This window comes from Streptomyces spectabilis, assembly GCF_008704795.1.
GTDB lineage: Bacteria > Actinomycetota > Actinomycetes > Streptomycetales > Streptomycetaceae > Streptomyces > Streptomyces spectabilis.
Window position 1 is genome coordinate 2582149 of record NZ_CP023690.1, and the last position, 17943, is coordinate 2600091.

Here is a 17943-nt window from a genome sequence, read left to right on the forward strand (position 1 = left end):
TCGCGCCCGGGTCAGACCGTCGGCTGACGTGTGCGAACAGCACGCCCCCTAGCCTGACTTGACATGACTGGGACCCGAAACACCGCGCGCGGCCGTGCCGCCGCGACCGTGCTCGCGCTGGCCCTCGCCCTGCCGCTCGCGGGGGCCTCGGGGGCGCTCGCCGCGCCCTCCGCCCCCGACCGGACCACCGCCGAGGCGCCCGCCACCCGGCCCGAACTCCCGCGCCCCACCGGCAAGTACGCCGTCGGCCGCGACACCCTGCACCTCGTCGACAAGAGCCGCAAGGACCTGTGGGACCCGACGAAGCCGCGCGAGCTGATGGCGTCGGTGTACTACCCGGCGTCAGGAGAGGGCGGGCGCGCCACCGCGTACACGTCCCTCGCCTCCGCGCGCGCCCTGATCACGTACTACAAGCTCGACGTCTCGCCCGCCGCCTACAGCTCGACGCGCACCTACGCCCGCGCCGGGGCGCCCGCCGCGCGGGGCAGGTTCCCGCTCGTGCTCCTCTCGCCCGGCTTCACCGCGCCGCGCTCGACGCTCACGCACCTCGCCGAGGACCTGGCGAGCCGGGGCTACGTCGTGGCGACCGTCGACCACGCCCACGAAGCCGCGGGCGGGGAGTTCGAGGGCGGCCGCATGCCGCCGTGCCTGGGCTGCGACCCGGACTCGACCGTTCCGGGGTCACGCATCACCGAGAACCGGGCCCAGGACCTGTCGTATGTCCTGGACCGCCTCGTCGGCGGGAAGTCCGGCAAGGCCGGCGAGTCCACCGAGGGGGCCGAGCCGGCCTGGCGGCGCGCGAAGATGATCGACCCCGAGCGGATCGGATCGGGCGGCCACTCCATCGGCGGCGCCGCCACCATGGCCCTGATGAACACCGACCGCCGGGTGCGGGCGGGCACGAACATGGACGGCGGCATCCAGATCAAGCCCGAAGGCCTGCGCGGCCGCCCCTTCCTGATGCTCGGCACCCAGCAGACCACGCAGCCGGACGACCCCTACGACTGGGCGGGCGCCTGGCCCCTGATGGACGGCTGGAAGCGCTGGCTCGCGGTCGCCGGGTCCGGGCACTTCACGTTCACCGACGCCCCGGTCGTACTCCAGCAGCTCGGTGACGTCGACCCCGACGCGCCGATCTCCGGCAAGCGCTCCGCGGAGATCACCCGCGCCTACATCGGCGCCTTCTACGACCAGCACCTGCGCGGCATCAAGCGACCGCTCCTGGAAGGCCCGACCCCCGGCAACCCGGAGGTGACCTTCCACCAGCCCTGATCCGTGCACCCGGTGCGGGCGGTGAACGGGCGCCGTCCGCACCGCGAACGGACACGCCCGCCGCGCGTACCGCAGGTCAGGGCCGCCCCGGGCGGGCACATCCGGGCATCATCGAGTCCGCTTTCCGCCTGTTCAGCCCTCTGATCGCCCTGTAGAAACGTCCCCACGGGCCCGAACGGGCACCCGGTTCGAGCCAGGGGAAGAGGGAGCGCCATGACGGCGGAGGAGCGACAGCGGCAGATCGTCCGCACGGCCCGCCGCTCGGGGTCCGTCGACGTCAGCGCGCTCGCCGTCGAGCTGGGCGTCGCGAAGGAGACCGTGCGCCGCGATCTGCGCGCCCTGGAGGACCACGGTCTGGTCCGGCGCACCCACGGCGGCGCCTATCCGGTGGAGAGCTCGGGCTTCGAGACCACCCTCGCGTTCCGTACGACCATGCACGTGCCGGAGAAGCGGCGGGTGGCGGCCGCCGCGGCCGAGCTGCTCGGCGACGCCGAGACCGTGTTCGTCGACGAGGGCTTCACCCCGCAGCTGATCGCCGAGGCACTGCCGAAGAACCGCGAGCTGACCGTGATCACCGCGTCGCTCGCCACGGCGAGCAGCCTCGCCGCGGCCGACCACGTCACCGTGCTGCTCCTCGGCGGCCGGGTCCGCTCCGGGACCCTCGCGACGGTCGACCACTGGACGACCCGCATGCTGGCGGGCTTCGTCATCGACCTCGCCTTCATCGGCTCCAACGGCATCTCCCGCGAACACGGGCTCACCACCCCCGACCCGGCGGTCAGCGAGGTGAAGGCGCAGGCGATGCGGGCGTCGCGACGGGTCGTGTTCACAGGTGTGCACACCAAGTTCGGGGCGGCGAGCTTCTGCAGGTTCGCGTCCGTCGGCGATCTGGAGGCCATCGTCACGAGCACCCGCCTGCCCGCGTCCGAAGCCCACCGCTACGCACTCCTCGGACCGCAGGTCATCCGCGTCTGAGCGCCGCCCGGCCGAGGCCAGGACCGCGCCCGAGCGACGCGCGCGTCCCGGGCGACGGCTGAGCGTCCCCCTCCTCATCCGGGCCCCCGCACGCCCTGCGGTGCCCCATATATCCCCTTCATCCCAGGAGCGATTCATGCGTACCCAGAGCCGACGGAGGCCGCGGCCCCTGCTCGCCGCTGCCGCCGCCGGGATGCTGCTCGCCCCGCCGCTGTCCGGCTGCTGGGCCGGCGCGGGCGGCTCCGGATCCGGCGGCGACGCCGTCAACGTCCTGATGGTGAACAACCCGCAGATGATCGAGTTGCAGAAGCTCACGGCCGCCCACTTCACCGAGGAGACGGGCATCAAGGTCAACTTCACCGTGCTGCCCGAGAACGACGTCCGCGACAAGATCAGCCAGGACTTCGCCAACCAGGCGGGCCAGTACGACGTGGCGACGCTCAGCAACTACGAGATCCCCATCTACGCCAGGAACGGCTGGCTGCGCCAGCTCGGTCCGTACGCGCGCAAGGACCGCGCCTTCGACCAGAACGACATCCTGCCGCCGATGCGCCAGTCCCTCACCGGCGAGGACGGCAAGCTCTACGGAGAGCCCTTCTACGGCGAGTCGTCCTTCCTGATGTACCGCAAGGACGTCTTCGAGAAGGCCGGGCTCACCATGCCCGCGCGCCCCACCTGGCGGCAGGTCGCCGACCTCGCCGCGAAGGTCGACGGTGCCCAGGACGGCATGAAGGGCATCTGCCTGCGCGGCCTGCCCGGCTGGGGCGAGGTCATGGCACCGCTGACGACCGTCGTGAACACCTTCGGCGGCACCTGGTTCGACAAGGACTGGAAGGCGCGCCTCGACTCCCCCGCCTTCGAGCGGGCCACCCGCTTCTACGTGGACCTCGTACGCGAGCACGGACAGTCCGGGGCGGCGCAGTCCGGGTACGCGGAGTGCCTCAACAACCTCACCCAGGGCAAGACCGCCATGTGGTACGACGCCACGGCCGCCGCCGGCTCGCTCGAATCCGCCAAGTCGCCGGTCAAGGGGAAGATCGGCTACGTGGCCGCGCCCGTGGAGCGGACCCCGAGCTCCGGCTGGCTCTACACCTGGGCCTGGGGCCTGCAGAAGGCCTCCCGGAACCAGGACAAGGCCTGGAAGTTCATCTCCTGGGCATCCGGCAAGGAGTACGAGGAACTCGTCGGCGAGAAGATCGGCTGGTCCAACGTGCCCGCGGGCAAACGCGCCTCCACGTACGCCGACCCGCGCTACCGCAAGGAGGCGGCCGCCTTCCAGAGCGTGACGCGCGCCGCCATCGCGGGCGCGCGGCCGCGCGACCCGGGCGTGCAGCCCCGGCCCGCGCCCGGCATCCAGTTCGTCGGCATCCCCGAGTTCACCGACCTCGGCACGAAGGTCTCGCAGGAGATCAGCGCGGCCATCGCCGGACGCACCTCCGTCGACGCGGCCCTCGGCAGGGCCCAGGACCTCGCCGAGAAGATCTCCGAGGAGTACGAGGGACGATGACCGCCACGACGACCGCCACCCCCGCGCACGCGGCGGAGCCCGCCGCCGCGCCGCGCCCCTCGCCCCGGCTGCGCGCCTGGGTCACCCGGGCCCCGCTGCTCCCCGCCCTCATCTTCATGATCGCCGTGACCCAGCTGCCGTTCGTGGCCACGCTCGTGATCTCGTTCTTCGACTGGAACGCGCTCTACCCCGACGCGCGCGCTTTCACCGGCCTCGCCAACTACCAAGAGGTCCTCACGGACGCCGACCTGCGCAAGTCCGTCCTGACGACGATCGTCCTGACGGCGACGGTGGTCCTCGCGAGCCTCGTCATCGGGCTCGGCCTCGCGCTGCTCCTGGACCGCAGGTTCCGCGGCCGGGGCGTGGTCCGCACCCTGCTCATCGCGCCGTTCCTGCTCGTCCCGGTCGCGGCGGCCCTGCTGTGGAAGCACGTCCTCTACAACCCCGAGTACGGCCTGTTCAACGGGGTCCTGCACTGGGTGGGCGGCGACGGCGCCACCCAGCCCGACTGGATCTCCAACACCCCGCTGCTCGCCGTCGAGCTGGCCCTGATCTGGCAGTGGACGCCGTTCATGATGCTGATCCTGCTGGCCGGGCTGCAGAGCCGTGACCCCGAACTCATCGAGGCGGCCCGGATGGACGGCGCGGGCAACTGGCAGGTGTTCCGCCATCTGACCTTCCCCCATCTGCGCCGCTACCTCGAACTGGGCGGGCTGCTCGGCTCGATCTACATCGTGCAGAACTTCGACGCCGTCTTCACGATCACCTCCGGCGGCCTCGGCACCGCGAACCTGCCCTACACCGTCTACCAGAGCTTCTACCAGGCCCACGAGAACGGTCTGGCGTCCGCCGCCGGTGTGCTCGTCGTCATCGGCTCGATCGTCATCGCGACCTTCGCGCTGCGCGTGGTGTCGTCACTGTTCCGCGAGGAGGCGTCCCGCGCATGAACACCGTAAGGGCGAAGCGGCTCGGCCTGGGCCTGACGGCCTGGCTGGCCGGGATCGTGTTCTTCCTGCCGATCGCCTGGATGGCCCTGACGTCCTTCCACTCCGAGGAGGACGCGGCGACCAATCCGCCCTCGCTCGCCGCGTCGCTCACCCTGGACGGCTACCGCGAGTTCTTCGGCGCGGACGGCGGCGCGAGCCCCTGGCCCTCGCTGATCAACTCCCTGGTGGCGTCGACGGCGTCCACCCTGCTCGTCCTGGTCCTGGCGCTGCCCGCCGCGTACGCGCTGTCCGTCCGCCGGGTGCGCAAGTGGACCGACGTCCTGTTCTTCTTCCTCTCCACGAAGATGCTGCCGGTGGTGGCGGGCCTGCTGCCGATCTACCTCTTCGCGAAGAACACCGGCCTCCTCGACAACATCTGGCTCCTGGTCCTCCTCTACACCTCGATGAACCTGCCGATCGCCGTCTGGATGATGCAGTCGTTCCTGTCCGAGGTGCCGGTCGCCGTCATCGAGGCCGCCCATGTGGACGGCGCGCGGCTGCCCACGATCCTCACCCGCATCGTCGCGCCCATCGCCCTGCCCGGCATCGCCGCGACCGCCCTGATCTGCTTCATCTTCAGCTGGAACGAACTGCTCTTCGCCCGGGTGCTCACCGGCGTCGTCGCCCAGACCGCACCCGTGTTCCTGACCGGCTTCATCACCAGCCAGGGCCTGTTCCTGGCCAAGGTGTGCGCCGCGTCGCTCGTCATCTCCCTGCCGGTGCTCGCCGCGGGGTTCGCCGCCCAGGACAAACTGGTCCAGGGCCTGTCGTTGGGAGCCGTCAAGTGAAGGCCGCCATCATCGAGTCCGTCGGCACCGCGGTGGTCGGCGAGGTGCCCGACCCCACGCCCGGGCCGCGCGACGTCGTCGTCGAAGTCGCCGCGTGCGGCCTGTGCGGGACCGATCTGCACATCCTCCAGGGCGAGTTCGCGCCGACGCTGCCCGTCGTGCCGGGGCACGAGTTCGCGGGCACGGTGGTGGCGGTCGGCACCGCCGTCACCGAGGTGCGGACGGGCGACCGCGTCGCCGTCGACCCCTCCCTCTACTGCTACGAGTGCCGCTACTGCCGCACCGGCCACAACAACCTGTGCGAGCGGTGGGCGGCGATCGGCGTCACCCGGGCCGGGGGCGCCGCCCAGTACGCGGTGGCTCCCGTCGCCAACTGCGTACGGCTTCCCGAGCACGTGCGCACCGAGGACGCGGCGCTCATCGAGCCCCTCTCCTGCGCGGTGCGCGGCTACGACGTGCTGCGCGCGCGGCTCGGAGCGCACGTGCTGATCTACGGGTCCGGGACCATGGGCCTGATGATGCTGGAGCTGGCCAAGCGGACGGGCGCGGCGAGCGTGGACGTCGTCGACCTCAACCCCGACCGGCTCGCCACCGCCGAGCAGCTCGGTGTCACGGGGGCGGCCGCGCACGCCGACGAGCTCGACCGGCCGCGGCGGTGGGACGTCGTCGTCGACGCCACGGGGAACGCGGCGGCGATCCAGGACGGCCTGGGGAGGGTGGCCAAGGCCGGCACCTTCCTCCAGTTCGGGGTGGCGGACTACGACACGCGCGTGACGATCGACCCCTACCGCATCTACAACCAGGAGATCACCATCACGGGCTCCATGGCCGTCCTGCACAGCTACGAGCGCGCCGCGGAACTCTTCGCGAACGGAGTGCTCGACCCTGACGTCTTCATCAGCGACCGCCTGCCCCTGACGGAATACCCGCAGGCCCTGGCCAGGTTCGCCGCGGGCGAGGGCCGGAAGATCGTGGTGCTTCCCTAGCCGGGGTCAAGGACGGGGAAATCGGGCCGGGGTAAGGGAACGGCAAAGTCCTTCCGCTCGTTACCCCAGGCATGACAGCTATGACCCCCGGCTCGAACATCCCGCTCGCCGCGACCCGCGTCGCCGTGGACGTCTCCGCCCCCGTGCGGCTAGACGTATCGGGCCTGCTGCTCACCGCCGACGGCAAGGTGCGCTCCGACGACGACTTCATCTTCTACAACCAGCCCACGGGCCCCGGCGTGACGTACCGCTCCGGCGGCGGCAGCACGCCGGACGCGATCACGGTGGACACCGGTGCCGTCCCGCCCGGCATCGAGAAGATCGTCGTCACGGCGAGCCCGGACGCGGCAGGCCAGACCTTCCAGGGCGTCGAGCCCACCGCCACCATCCGCAACGCGGACGACGGCTCGGTGCTCGCCACCTTCACCCCGCCCCAGCTCGGCGCCGAGACGGCCCTGGTCATCGTGGAGGTCTATCTGCGCAACGGCGCCTGGAAGGCCCGCGCGGTCGGCCAGGGCTATGCGAACGGCCTCGCGGGCATCGCGACGGACTTCGGCGTCTCGGTCGAGGAGCCCGCCCCGGCCGCCGCGCCCCCACAGCCCGCCGCGCCGACCATGGCGCCCCCGTCCGGCCCGCCGGTCCAGGGCCCGCCGCCGCCCGCCGCGGCCCCGCAGCCCGCCGCCCCGCAGGCCCCCGCGGCCCCGGCCGCCCCCGCCCCCGGCGCCGGGAAGATCAATCTGGACAAGGGCCGCGTCAGCCTCCAGAAGAACCAGACGGTGTCCCTGGTCAAGGGCGGCCGCCCGCTGCTCTCCCAGGTCAAGATGGGCCTCGGCTGGGAGCCCGCGTTCCGCGGCAAGGACATCGACCTGGACGCCTCGGTCATCGCGTACGGCCCGCAGCGCAACCACATCGACAGCTGCTACTTCGGCAAGCTGTCCATCCTGCACGGCTCCGTCAAGCACTCCGGCGACAACCTCACGGGCGAGGGCGGCGGTGACGACGAGGTGATCGTCGTGGACCTCGGCCGTCTCCCCCAGGAGGTCAGCGGCCTGGTCTTCACCGTGAACTCCTTCTCGGGCCAGAAGTTCACGGAGGTCGCCAAGGCCTACTGCCGCCTCATCGACGCGGCCACCGGCGAGGAGCTGGTCCGCTTCGACCTGACGAACGCGGAGGCGCAGACCGGCGTCATGATGGCCAAGCTCATCCGCCAGTTCTCCGGCGAGTGGGAGATGACCGCCATGGGCGACTTCGTCAAGTCCCGCACGGTCCGTGGCATGGTGAAGCCCGCCGCACAGGCCCTGTAGGCGGGCGCCGGCGCCGGCGCCCGCCCCGATCCGGGATCCGCCGGGTGAGGTCAGGGGCGCTGGCGCCGCCACGGTCCGGTGATCGCGAGCATGATGCCGGGCGTCTGGATGTTGGCGTACAGCGTCCTGCCGTCCGGCGAGAAGGTGACGCCGGTGAACTCGCTGTAGGCGGGCTTCTCCGGCGTGCCCTCGTTGAGTTCGTTGCGGGCGATCGGGTAGGTGCGGCCGCGGTCCGTGGCGCCGAACAGGTGCTGGATCCCGTCGCCGTCCTCGGCGATGACCAGTCCGCCGTACGGCGAGACGGTGATGTTGTCCGGGCCGTCGAAGGCGCCGTCCTTGCCCGGGTCCTGGTTCACGCCCAGCAGCACCTTCAGGGTCAGGGTGCGGCGGCCCGGGTGGTAGAACCACACCTGCCCGTCGTGCTGCGCGCCGGGGCTCTCCTCGCGGGCGTAGGAGGAGACGATGTACGCGCCGCCGTCGCCCCACCACATGCCTTCGAGCTTGCGGGCGCGGGTGACGGCGCCGGTGGTGAACTGCTTGCGGACCGGGACCGTGCGGGCGTCGCGATCGGGGACCTCCACCCAGTCGACGCCGTAGACGGTGCCGATCCGCGTGGCCCGGGACAGGTCGTCGACGAACCGGCCGCCGGAGTCGAAGCACTTGGGCGCCTTCAGGACGCCCGCGTCGTCGGCGAGGGCGCGCAGCTTGCCGCGGCCGTGCTTGAAGCCGTGCGGCGGGGTCCAGCGGTAGAACAGGCCGTTGGGCCCCGAGGCGTCCTCCGTGAGGTACAGGTGGCCGCGCTTGGGGTCGACGACGACGGCCTCGTGGGCGTAGCGGCCCAGGGCCTTGAGGGGCTTGGGGGCGCGGTTGGCGCGCCGGTCGTAGGGGTCGACCTCGAAGACGTAGCCGTGGTCCTTGGTCATGCCGTTCTGGCCGGCCTTGTCCTCGGTCTCCTCGCAGGTCAGCCAGGTGCCCCAGGGGGTGGACCCGCCCGCGCAGTTGGTGCTGGTGCCCGCGACGCCGACCCACTCGGCGACCTGGCCGCCGCGCCGGTGCTCGACGACGGTGCAGCCGCCGGAGGCCGCCGGGTCGTAGACGAGGCCCTCGGTCAGCGGGACCGGGTGCTTCCACTTGGTGCGGGCGCCGCTCAGCTCGTGGTTGTTGACGAGCAGCGTCACCCCGCGCGGCCCGTCGAAGGTCGCGGTGCCGTCGTGGTTGGAGGGCGTGAACTCGCCCGTCTCCAGCTTGGTCCTGCCGCTGTACGTGAGGACGCGGTAGGAGAATCCGGCGGGCAGGGCGAGCAGGCCCTTCGGGTCGGGCAGGAGCGGGCCGTAGCCGGGCCCGCCGTGGCCGTGCGCGTCGGCCGCGTCGAGGTCCGGTGCGGCGAGGGCGCCGGGCGCGGTGGCGAGCGCGCCGACGCTGCCGACGAGCGCGACGCCCGCCCCGGTGAGCGCGGATCGTCTGGCGAAGTCCCTGCGGGTGAGCGACGACATGGTTTCTCCTCGGGCCTGAGGGAGCGAATGCTGGCGTTCGGGCCCGTCCTGGGCGTGCGTACCGCCGGGCCGCTGTCGGCGTCAGATTCCCGCTCACGTATAAACGGCGGTTGAACACTGCCCGACTTCGGCGGTCGACTTCCGGAGTACGGCGTTCCAAGGGACATCAGGGACCGGGAGATCCGTATGACTGTGCAGAACACCGGCCGCCGCGTGCTGATCAGCGGTGCCTCACGCGGCCTCGGCCGGGCCCTCGCCCGGGCGTTCGCGGACAACGGCGACCGGGTCGCGGTGCACTTCGGCGCCCGTGAGCAGGAGGCGCGCGAGACGCTCGACTCGCTCGCCGGTGACGGGCACGCGCTCGTCGGCGGCGATCTGTCGGACCCCACCGGGGCGAAGGACGTCGCGGACCGCGCGGCCGCGGCGCTCAGGGGCATCGACGTGCTCGTCAACAACGCCGCCGTGAACCTGCCGCACCCGCCCGCCACCACCTCGTACGAGGACTGGGCGGCCCTGTGGCAGCGGCACACCGCCGTCAACCTGCTGGCGACGGCGAACCTCAGCCACCTCGCCGCGCACCGGATGATCGGCCAGGGCACGGGCGGCCGCATCCTCAACGTCGGCTCGCGCGGCGCCTTCCGGGGCGAGCCCGACCACCCCGCGTACGGCGCGACCAAGGCGGCCGTGCACGCGCTCGGCCAGTCCCTCGCGGTGGCGCTCGCCCCGCACGGCATCGCGGTGGCGTCGGTCGCGCCCGGCTTCTTCGCCACCGAGCGCGTCGCGCACCGCCTCAGCGGTGCGGAGGGCGAGGCCATCCGGGCGCAGAGCCCGTTCGGACGCGCGGGCACCGCGGAGGAGATCGCGGCGGCGGTCCTCTGGCTGGCCTCGCCCGCCGCGGAGTGGGCGTCCGGCACGGTGATGGACCTCAACGGCGCCTCGTATCTGCGGACTTGAGCACTCCGCCGGGGGGGGCTCACCCGTGCGTCGCTCAGGTGTACGAAGATGACCGGCACGTAACTGGTCGGGAGGGTCTTCGTAAACAAGGTCAACAGGCATGGAACGGCTGTAAAGCCATGATTTACCGCAGACCGCCTTGACCGCCGATGCCCCCGGCAATAAACAGACCCCTACCTGCATCACCCACGCGGGAGGCGAGCCGGAGTGGACGCACGCCAGGCACGCCACCTGCACGAGGACCAGCTGATGAGGCTGGCCAATGTGACCGGGGTCGGGATCGGGAGGGACGAACACTCGGGCGCGGACGTGATCATCGTCTTCGTCACCCGCCGAGTGCCTCGCGACCGGCTCCGGAACGAAGACGTGGTCCCGGACACGCTCGAAGGCGTCCCCGTGCGCGTGCTCGCGATCGGCGACGTCGGCGCGCAGGGCGGCCCCTGACGGCGCGATCCGGACCGCACACCTCCAGCCAGGGGAAACTCAGGAAATGGGGTGGTCTGGCGTGAGCCAGTCCGAATGGATGCGCGGACCCACCGGCGGCACCCTCAGCGACAGTTCCCGGCAGCAGGCGCTCGGCGACTTCCTGCGCCGCGAGGAGCCGCTCGCGAACGTCGTCGGCTTCGGGCACGGCGTGAAGTGGACCGACGGGCAGCCCACCGGCGAGCCCGCCGTCCTGGTCTTCGTGACCCAGAAGGTACCGGAGTCGCTGCTTCCCGAACGGGATGTGATTCCGCGTCAGATGGACGACGGGACGCCCACCGACATCATCGCCGTCGGCCACATCGCCGCCCAGCGGCAGCAGCGCGCCGGCGTACGGGCCGAGAACCGCGGGCGACGCGCGTACGACGGCGACGGCGCCATCGGCGACCAGCTCGGCGGCGTCGGCCAGCCGCGGCTCGAAGAGCCCGGCGGACTCGGCGCCTTCGAGCCACAGCTGCTCAAGCGCCGGATGCGGCCGTGCCCCTCGGGCTTCTCCGTCGGCAACGTCCGCGTGACCGCGGGCACGCTCGGCAGCGTCGTCTACGACTTCCTGCCCGGCGCCTCCGTCGACCCGCCCGCCGCGGGCCTCGGCGTACCGGCGAAGTTCTACATCCTGTCCAACAACCACGTGCTCGCCGACTCCAACCGGGCCCAGCTCGGCAGCCCCGTCGTCCAGCCCGGCGTCTTCGACGGCGGCCAGGACCCCGCGGACCGCATCGCGACCCTGGAGCGCTTCATCACGATCCAGTTCGCCCCGCAGATCCCGCTCGACCGGCACAACAACGTGGTCGACGCGGCCCTCGCGGCCGTGGACTTCCAGGACGCCACGCGCGAGCAGTACTTCAGCGGGGCGCCGCGCGCCTGGCGGCGCAAGACCAATGTGGCGGTGGGCGACCGCGTGAAGAAGTCCGGCCGCACCACCAACATCAGCTTCGGCCGCATCATCTCCGTCGACGCGACCGTCGACGTCAACTACGGCACGGCGGGCACCGCCCGGTTCAAGGACCAGATCCTCACCACGAACATCTCCGCGGGGGGCGACTCCGGGTCCCTGGTGACGTCCTTCGACAACGTCGCGCTCGGGCTGCTCTTCGCCGGTTCGTCGACCGTCACCGTGATCAACCACATCGAGAACGTCCGCGCGCTGCTGCGCGTCGAGATGGCGGAGCAGCTGGCCTGACGGCCGGGAAGGGAGGGCCCACCCCATGACCACCCAAGCACGCAAGCAGAAGGACAGGCCCCGCGCGGAGCACCACTTCTTCAACCCGCAGGGCGCCCAGGTCAAGACCCGTGACGAGGCGTTCGCCGCGCCCGCACAGCTGGAGGTCTCCGCGGAGGCCGTCGCGACGGCCTGCAAGCTCAGCCTCCACAACGGGCAGGTCACCTTCGAGATGGAGGTGAAGTACAACCCCAACACCTACCCGCACGTCGTCATCGGCGGCCGGATCACCGCGGGCATCTGCGGTGCGCCCTGGGACATCACGGGCGGCCACATCGGCGACACGCTGCGCCTCGACGCGAAGCGGGCGGGGCAGGGGTCCTGTGCGTCGACGATCACGATCGTCGGGCAGTACCAGAATCCGCCCGCGTACCGGGGCACGTACGGCTTCGAGGGCGCCACGTCCTCGTTCCGCCACACCACCCGCTACGAGTGCTAGCGCCCGGGTGCGGCTAAGGCTGTTGTGACCTGGCCTTGAAGGCCGCCTTGCGGGCCTCCTTGGCGACCTTCTTGTCCGAGTGCAGCCGCCCCATCGCCTCCAGGACCTCCGCCGTGGCGGGGTGGTCGACCCGCCACGCCGCGGCGAAGAACCCGCTGTGCTGTGCGGCCAGGCCTTCGACCAGGTCGCGCAGCTCGTCGGAGTTCCCCTCGGCCGCCAGCTGCGCGGCGACCGTGTCGATGGTCAGCCAGAAGACCAGGCCCTCGGAGGGGGCGGGCACGTCCGCGGCCCCGTGCTCGGCGAGCCACACGCGCGCGAGGCCACCCAGCTCCGCGTCGTCGAGGACCTCGCGAAGCGCGGGCTCGGCCGCGCCCCCGACCAGGGACAGCGCCTGCTGGCAGTGCAGCCGCCGCAGCGGTGCCCCCTCGTCCGCCCCGCGCGCGGCGGCAAGGAGATCGCGCGCCGCGGCCAGCGGCTCGCGCCCGTCGAGCCACTGCTCGATCTCGGCCTGCGCGGCGGCGCGCGGAAAGGCGGCGGTGGCGTCGAGCAGCGAGTCGGCGCCCTTGTCCGCGAGGTCGCCGACGGCGGGCGCGTCCACCCCGGCGTCCAGCATCCGCGCCCGCACCCCGTACAGACCGAGCGGCGTGAGGCGGACCATGCCGTACCGCGTGACGTCCTCGTCGTCGACGTCCGGCAGCGGCTCCCCCGCGGCCGCGGCGGCCTCGGCCTCGTCGACGTCCGCCATGAGGGCCTCGTCCACGGGCCGGTACGCGACGAGCCCGACGGGTTCGAGCATCCGGAACTGGTCGTCGAGCCGCATCATCGCGTCGGAGACCTGCTCCAGGATGTCGTCGGTGGGCTCGCCCATGTCGTCCGGCACGATCATGGAGGCGGCGAGCGCGGGCAGCGGCACCGCGCCGTCCTCCGGTGCGCCCTCGCTGACGGTCAGCAGATACAGATTGCCGAGGACGCCCTCCAGGAACTCGGCCTCGGCCTGCGGGTCCCAGCCCAGTTCGGCGAAGTCGATCTCGCCGCCGCCCTGGATGACGTCGACGAGGTTCTCCAGGTCGGGCACCGTCGCGTCGGCGAAGACGGTGTCCAGGGCGCCGAGCCAGATGCCGAGCACGTCCTGCGGCCCGCCGGAGGTGATCAGGGCGAGCTCCTCGCCGGTGGCCACGGTGCCCTCGGCGTCGTCCTCGTCGGCGTCCTCGACCTCGACGAGCCCGGTGTCGACGGCGACCCGCCAGGCCTCGCTCGCGTACGCCGCCGCGTCCCCGGCCTCCAGGCCGTCGACCCCGTCGACGAGCCCGAGCTCGGCCGCCGCCGCGGGCAGCTGCTCGTCGACGAGCTCGCCGCCCGCGCCGACCCGTGTGTCGGGCCCGGCCCAGCGGGCGAGCCGCACGGCGCGGCCGAGCAGGGGGGTCGCGAGCGCGTCCCGCGCGAGCTCCGCTTCTGAGTGCAGCAGCACCGGCGGCAGGGTGGCGGGGCTTTGGGACATCGGCTGGTTCTCCTGACGGGCCTGACGGGGTACGGGTCTGCTGCGTGAAGCCTAGACGGGTTTGACCGCCCGCCGCCCGCCGCTCCGCCTCCGCCGCAGGGCCCCGTGGCGTTCCGGGCTTGCCCCTCTTTGCTGGGGTTCATGTCCCTGTCAGAAAACGTACAGGCGCGGGACACCGGCCCGACCTTGACAACTCCCCTGCTCACACCGGAGATTGACGCGCGTAGAGCGCCACCTCCCCGAGCCGTGTGACCCTCTGCCCCTCATCCCCGATTCATCCCCGATTCCCGGAGTCCTCGATGTCCCACATATCCCGATCCCGCATGGCCAGATCCGCCGCCGTCAGCACGGTCGTCGCCACCGCCCTCGCGGCCGGTCTGCTCGCCGCGACCAGCTCGGCGGCCTCCTCGACGGCCGCGCCGGACGCCGGCGAGGTGCGCGTGCACGACATCCAGGGCACCACGCGCCTCTCACCGCTCGCGGGGCAGCAGGTCGCCGACGTGCCGGGCATCGTCACCGGAGTACGGGCGTACGGCTCGAAGGGCTTCTGGATCCAGGACCCGAAGGCGGACGGCGACCGCGCCACCAGCGAGGGCGTCTTCGTCTACACCGGCGCGAACCCGACCGTGAAGACGGGCGACGCGGTCCGTGTCTCCGGCACGGTCACCGAGTACGTGCCCGGCGGCGCGGGCTCCGGCAACCAGTCCCTCACGCAGATCACCAAGCCGACCGTGACCGTCGAGTCGTCCGGCAACGAGCTGCCCGCCCCGGTCACGATCAACGCCAAGTCGGTGCCGTCCGCGTACGCGCCCGCGGGCGACCCGGCCGACGGCAACAGCGTCAACAAGCTGCCGCTGCGGCCCCGCTCGTACGCCCTGGACCTCTACGAGTCCCTGGAAGGCATGAACGTACGCGTCGGCTCCTCGCGCGTGGTCGGCGCGAGCGACCCGTACAACGAGCTGTGGGTGACCGTGAAACCGCACGAGAACACCACCCGGCGCGGGGGCGCGCGCTACGGCTCGTACGAGGCGCAGAACACCGGGCGGCTCCAGATCCAGCAGCTGGCGCCGGTCTCCGAGCAGCCGTTCCCGAAGGCGGACGTCGGGGACGTCCTGACCGGGGTCACCGAGGGCCCGCTGGACTTCAACCAGTTCGGCGGGTACACGCTCACCGCGCGCTCCCTCGGCAAGGTCGTGGGCAAGGGCCTGGAGCGGGAGCGGACCCGGCCGCAGCGCGAGCGCGAGCTGGCCGTGGCCACGTACAACGTGGAGAACCTGGACCCGGGCGACCCGCAGGCCAAGTTCGACGCGCTCGCGCAGGCCGTCGTCACCAACCTCGCCTCGCCCGACATCCTGGCCCTGGAGGAGATCCAGGACAACAACGGCGCGAAGAACGACGGCACGGTGGCCGCCGACCAGACGCTGACGAAGTTCACGGACGCCATCGCCGCGGCGGGCGGCCCGCGCTACGCGTGGCGCTCGGTCGACCCGGAGAACAACAAGGACGGCGGCGAGCCCGGCGGCAACATCCGCCAGGTGTTCCTCTACAACCCCGAGCGCGTGTCGTTCACCGACCGCGACGGCGGCGACGCGACCACGGCGACGGACGTCGTGCGCCGGGGCAAGCGCGCGGCCCTCACCCACTCGCCCGGCCGGATCGACCCGGCGAACGCGGCGTGGACCAACAGCCGCAAGCCGCTCGCGGGCGAGTTCACCTTCCGCGGCAGGACCGTCTTCGTGGTCGCCAACCACTTCGCGTCCAAGGGCGGCGACGAGTCCCTGACCTCCCACCACCAGCCGCCGTCCCGCTCCTCCGAGGTCCAGCGGGTGAAGCAGGCCGAGGCGGTCAACGCCTTCGCGCGCAAGGTCCGCGCGGTCGAGCGGAACGCGGACGTCGTGGTCCTCGGCGACATCAACGACTTCGAGTTCTCCCCGGCCACCCGGGCCCTGGAGGCGGGCGGCGCGCTGCGCGCGGGCATCAAGTCCCTGCCGCGCGCCGAGCGCTACTCCTACGTCTACCAGGGCAACTCCCAGGTCCTCGACCAGATCCTGGTGAGCCCCGGCGTCGGCCGCTTCGCCTACGACAGCGTCCACATCAACGCCGAGTTCAGCGCCCAGAACAGCGACCACGACCCGCAGATCGTCCGCTTCAAGCCGTAGGTCCCACCCCGAAGGCGAACCGGTACCGCCGCACGGTACCGCTCGCCGTCACCGCGTCCCCGGCCGCGGCGACGGTCGAGGTCCGGCTCGTCGAAGTCGGCCTCGACCGTCGTCAAGCCCGTTCCGTCAGCGTCACCACGTCGAGCCCCGGCCGCTTCGCGGTGTGTCCGTCGTTCCGCGGCACGCGCCACCGCCGGGCCCGCCGCCGCACCCAGGGCCCCGCCGCCCCGGCCAGCCACCGCACCTCCTGGGCCGCGCCGCCGAGCGCGGAGACCGGGGCGAGCGGCGGCAGCGGGCGGGCCCAGTGCGCGTACCCGGGGACGCCGAGCGCGTCGGCGACGCCCTCGGCGATCAGGGCGTGGCCGAGCGGGCTCGCGTGCATCCGGTCGCGGCTCCACAGCCGCGGGTCGGCCGTGATCCGCATGGGGAACAGGTCGAGCACGACGACGCCGTGCCGGTCGGCGGCCGCCCGGATGCGGGCGTTGAGGTCCATCACGCGGGGCTGCGCGCGGCGCGCGAGCGGGGCGATGCGGCCGATGTCGGGGATGGTCACGGTGGCCACGCACGCGCCCGCCCCGGTGAGTTCGGCGAACATCTCCTCCATGGCGCGTGCCGTGCGGGCCGCGTCGTAGCCAGGGCCGACCAGATCGTCGACCCCGGCCACGACGGTCGCGAGGTCCGGCTTCAGGGCCAGGGCGGACGGGAGCTGGTCGTCCCTCACCTGCTCCGTGACGCGGCCGCGCACCGCGAGGTTGGCGTACGAGAAGTCCGGGTGGCCGACGGCGAGGATCTCCGCGAGCCGGTCGGCCCAGCCGCGGTAGCCACGGTGTTCGTCACCGTCGCCGAGCCCTTCGGTACGGCTGTCTCCGACGGCGACGTACCGCGCGTACGGATGCGAGGTCATGGCCCGAGGGTCCTGCGGAGACGAGGCTTCCGTCAACGAGGCGTCGATGCCCCTCGGCGCACTCCGGCCACCGCGCGCCCCACCCCGCCCGGGTGCCCCCTGGGCCGGTCCCGCAGGGTGGTCTAGTCCGCTTTCCGCAGCCTCCCCAACTCGCTCTGGAACCAGTCGAGCCGGGCCTGGAGCAGTGCCGCCTCGGCGGCCAGCTCGGGCAGGCCGAGGCCCGCCGGGACCGCTCCGGGCACCGCGGGGGCGGCGGTCACCCGCAGCCCCTCGCCCGCCGCGGCCGCGAACCCGGGCAGGGTCACCGCCGCGCGGCCGCCGCCGCGCCCGCACCGGCCGCACACCCCTTCGAGGGCGCGCCACCCGGGCCTGCCCCAGCCCGCGTCGGCGAGCCCGGTGGCGGCCGCTCCGCAGTCGCAGGGCTGCACGGTCAGCGCGCGGACCCGCTGGCGCGCGTACCGGAAGCCCCGCTCGAAGCGGATGTACGCGCCGAGCACCGCCACCCGCAGGAGGGCGGCCGAGCGGTGCTCGGCGGTGCACAGCAGCCCCTCGGCCTCGGCACGCGCGTGCACGCAGTGGAAGCCGCAGTCGCAGCGCCGGTGCGGCGCGCGGTGCCGCCGGCCGTAGGCGCAGCGGGCCTCGTCGAGCACGCCGTAGGGCAGGCTGCCGCCCAGGGAGATGCCGGTGAAGGCGGCCCGGGTGCCGTCGTGGGACAGCATCGGGTGGGCGATCTTGTATCCGGTCGGCGGCTCCTTCGGGCGTTCCTCGGGAAGCCGGGGGCTCATCGGCCGACGGGCACCTCGCGCGCGACGGCCGCTTCCAGCTCTTCGGCGTCGAGGGCGGGTTCGGGGGTCTCTTCGTCGAAGGCCGCGCTCCCGCGGGGCTCTTCCTCGGCGATTCCGGTGGCGAGTGCCTTGCCCAGCCTCATGCTGCCTCCTGTACACGGGGTACGGACCTGTGCGCCTGGCTCCCGCCA

At 72.6% G+C, this 17943-nt stretch carries 17 protein-coding genes; 12 read left to right on the forward strand and 5 right to left on the reverse strand.

Going from position 1 to position 17943, the window contains the following annotated elements; genetic code table 11:
• Nucleotides 1-63: 63 nt before the first annotated feature.
• From CP982_RS11080 to CP982_RS11110, 7 genes are all read left to right on the forward strand, one after another.
• Nucleotides 64-1272, forward strand: a complete 1209-nt coding sequence (locus tag CP982_RS11080; RefSeq protein WP_150510364.1) for an alpha/beta hydrolase family protein — start codon at nt 64-66, stop codon at nt 1270-1272.
• Between the two features lie 213 nt (nt 1273-1485).
• Entirely contained in the window at nt 1486-2247 is a 762-nt protein-coding gene (locus CP982_RS11085; protein WP_150510365.1) for a DeoR/GlpR family DNA-binding transcription regulator, read from the forward strand.
• A 136-nt stretch (nt 2248-2383) separates the two neighbouring features.
• Nucleotides 2384-3754: an ABC transporter substrate-binding protein gene (locus CP982_RS11090; RefSeq protein ID WP_150510366.1), complete on the forward strand. Its 1371-nt coding sequence runs from the start codon at nt 2384-2386 to the stop codon at nt 3752-3754.
• Nucleotides 3751-4701, forward strand: a complete 951-nt coding sequence (locus tag CP982_RS11095; RefSeq protein WP_150510367.1) for a carbohydrate ABC transporter permease — start codon at nt 3751-3753, stop codon at nt 4699-4701. Before CP982_RS11090 ends, CP982_RS11095 begins: the two co-directional genes overlap by 4 nt.
• On the forward strand, nt 4698-5528 hold the full coding sequence (locus CP982_RS11100; RefSeq protein ID WP_150510368.1) for a carbohydrate ABC transporter permease: 831 nt from the start codon (nt 4698-4700) through the stop codon (nt 5526-5528). Before CP982_RS11095 ends, CP982_RS11100 begins: the two co-directional genes overlap by 4 nt.
• Nucleotides 5525-6514 carry a zinc-dependent alcohol dehydrogenase family protein gene (locus CP982_RS11105; protein ID WP_150510369.1) on the forward strand — a complete coding sequence of 330 codons (990 nt, stop codon included), beginning with the start codon at nt 5525-5527 and terminating at the stop codon, nt 6512-6514. Before CP982_RS11100 ends, CP982_RS11105 begins: the two co-directional genes overlap by 4 nt.
• Nucleotides 6515-6594: 80 nt before the next feature.
• Nucleotides 6595-7818 carry a TerD family protein gene (locus tag CP982_RS11110; protein WP_150515418.1) on the forward strand — a complete coding sequence of 408 codons (1224 nt, stop codon included), beginning with the start codon at nt 6595-6597 and terminating at the stop codon, nt 7816-7818.
• 50 nt (nt 7819-7868) lie between these two features.
• Here the strand turns inward: CP982_RS11110 and CP982_RS11115 are convergent, their stop codons facing one another.
• On the reverse strand, nt 7869-9311 hold the full coding sequence (locus CP982_RS11115) for an alkaline phosphatase PhoX (protein WP_150510370.1): 1443 nt from the start codon (nt 9309-9311) through the stop codon (nt 7869-7871).
• Between the two features lie 186 nt (nt 9312-9497).
• Between CP982_RS11115 and CP982_RS11120 the strand changes: the two genes are divergently transcribed.
• From CP982_RS11120 to CP982_RS11135, 4 genes are all read left to right on the forward strand, one after another.
• A complete protein-coding gene (locus CP982_RS11120) occupies nt 9498-10265 on the forward strand; it encodes an SDR family NAD(P)-dependent oxidoreductase (RefSeq protein WP_150510371.1) in 768 nt (255 codons plus the stop codon).
• Nucleotides 10266-10472: 207 nt separating this feature from the next.
• The gene (locus tag CP982_RS11125; RefSeq protein WP_229879503.1) at nt 10473-10709 is read left to right on the forward strand and encodes a hypothetical protein; all 237 of its coding nucleotides are present in this window, start codon (nt 10473-10475) and stop codon (nt 10707-10709) included.
• Between the two features lie 61 nt (nt 10710-10770).
• On the forward strand, nt 10771-11928 hold the full coding sequence (locus CP982_RS11130) for a S1 family peptidase (protein ID WP_229879502.1): 1158 nt from the start codon (nt 10771-10773) through the stop codon (nt 11926-11928).
• Between the two features lie 25 nt (nt 11929-11953).
• Entirely contained in the window at nt 11954-12406 is a 453-nt protein-coding gene (locus CP982_RS11135) for a hypothetical protein (RefSeq protein WP_150510372.1), read from the forward strand.
• Between the two features lie 13 nt (nt 12407-12419).
• Here the strand turns inward: CP982_RS11135 and CP982_RS11140 are convergent, their stop codons facing one another.
• A complete protein-coding gene (locus tag CP982_RS11140) occupies nt 12420-13904 on the reverse strand; it encodes a hypothetical protein (protein ID WP_150510373.1) in 1485 nt (494 codons plus the stop codon).
• A 323-nt stretch (nt 13905-14227) separates the two neighbouring features.
• Between CP982_RS11140 and CP982_RS11145 the strand changes: the two genes are divergently transcribed.
• Nucleotides 14228-16063, forward strand: coding sequence for an endonuclease/exonuclease/phosphatase family protein (locus tag CP982_RS11145; RefSeq protein WP_150510374.1), 1836 nt, complete (start codon nt 14228-14230; stop codon nt 16061-16063).
• 112 nt (nt 16064-16175) lie between these two features.
• Here CP982_RS11145 and CP982_RS11150 read toward each other — a convergent pair whose 3' ends face one another.
• The 3 genes from CP982_RS11150 to CP982_RS41655 form a co-directional block, all read right to left on the reverse strand.
• Nucleotides 16176-16967 (reverse strand): SGNH/GDSL hydrolase family protein, encoded by a 792-nt coding sequence (locus tag CP982_RS11150; protein ID WP_150510375.1) that lies wholly within the window; start codon nt 16965-16967, stop codon nt 16176-16178.
• Nucleotides 16968-17089: 122 nt separating this feature from the next.
• Nucleotides 17090-17752: a hypothetical protein gene (locus CP982_RS11155; protein ID WP_150510376.1), complete on the reverse strand. Its 663-nt coding sequence runs from the start codon at nt 17750-17752 to the stop codon at nt 17090-17092.
• Complete coding sequence (locus CP982_RS41655; RefSeq protein ID WP_170316403.1) at nt 17749-17895, reverse strand: hypothetical protein; 147 nt, start codon at nt 17893-17895, stop codon at nt 17749-17751. The genes CP982_RS11155 and CP982_RS41655 overlap by 4 nt, the downstream gene beginning before the upstream one ends.
• Nucleotides 17896-17943 lie beyond the last annotated feature (48 nt).

Excerpts from the sequence above, each read along its gene's own strand:
- CP982_RS11100 (WP_150510368.1), top strand. The coding sequence starts at position 4,698 with ATGAACACCGTAAGGGCGAAGCGGCTCGGCCTGGGCCTGACGGCCTGG.
- CP982_RS41655 (WP_170316403.1), bottom strand. The coding sequence starts at position 17,895 with ATGAGGCTGGGCAAGGCACTCGCCACCGGAATCGCCGAGGAAGAGCCC.
- CP982_RS11080 (WP_150510364.1), top strand. The coding sequence starts at position 64 with ATGACTGGGACCCGAAACACCGCGCGCGGCCGTGCCGCCGCGACCGTG.
- CP982_RS11150 (WP_150510375.1), bottom strand. The coding sequence starts at position 16,967 with ATGACCTCGCATCCGTACGCGCGGTACGTCGCCGTCGGAGACAGCCGT.
- CP982_RS11090 (WP_150510366.1), top strand. The coding sequence starts at position 2,384 with ATGCGTACCCAGAGCCGACGGAGGCCGCGGCCCCTGCTCGCCGCTGCC.
- CP982_RS11095 (WP_150510367.1), top strand. The coding sequence starts at position 3,751 with ATGACCGCCACGACGACCGCCACCCCCGCGCACGCGGCGGAGCCCGCC.
- CP982_RS11120 (WP_150510371.1), top strand. The coding sequence starts at position 9,498 with ATGACTGTGCAGAACACCGGCCGCCGCGTGCTGATCAGCGGTGCCTCA.
- CP982_RS11110 (WP_150515418.1), top strand. The coding sequence starts at position 6,595 with ATGACCCCCGGCTCGAACATCCCGCTCGCCGCGACCCGCGTCGCCGTG.
- CP982_RS11135 (WP_150510372.1), top strand. The coding sequence starts at position 11,954 with ATGACCACCCAAGCACGCAAGCAGAAGGACAGGCCCCGCGCGGAGCAC.
- CP982_RS11145 (WP_150510374.1), top strand. The coding sequence starts at position 14,228 with ATGGCCAGATCCGCCGCCGTCAGCACGGTCGTCGCCACCGCCCTCGCG.
- CP982_RS11155 (WP_150510376.1), bottom strand. The coding sequence starts at position 17,752 with ATGAGCCCCCGGCTTCCCGAGGAACGCCCGAAGGAGCCGCCGACCGGA.
- CP982_RS11085 (WP_150510365.1), top strand. The coding sequence starts at position 1,486 with ATGACGGCGGAGGAGCGACAGCGGCAGATCGTCCGCACGGCCCGCCGC.
- CP982_RS11115 (WP_150510370.1), bottom strand. The coding sequence starts at position 9,311 with ATGTCGTCGCTCACCCGCAGGGACTTCGCCAGACGATCCGCGCTCACC.
- CP982_RS11140 (WP_150510373.1), bottom strand. The coding sequence starts at position 13,904 with ATGTCCCAAAGCCCCGCCACCCTGCCGCCGGTGCTGCTGCACTCAGAA.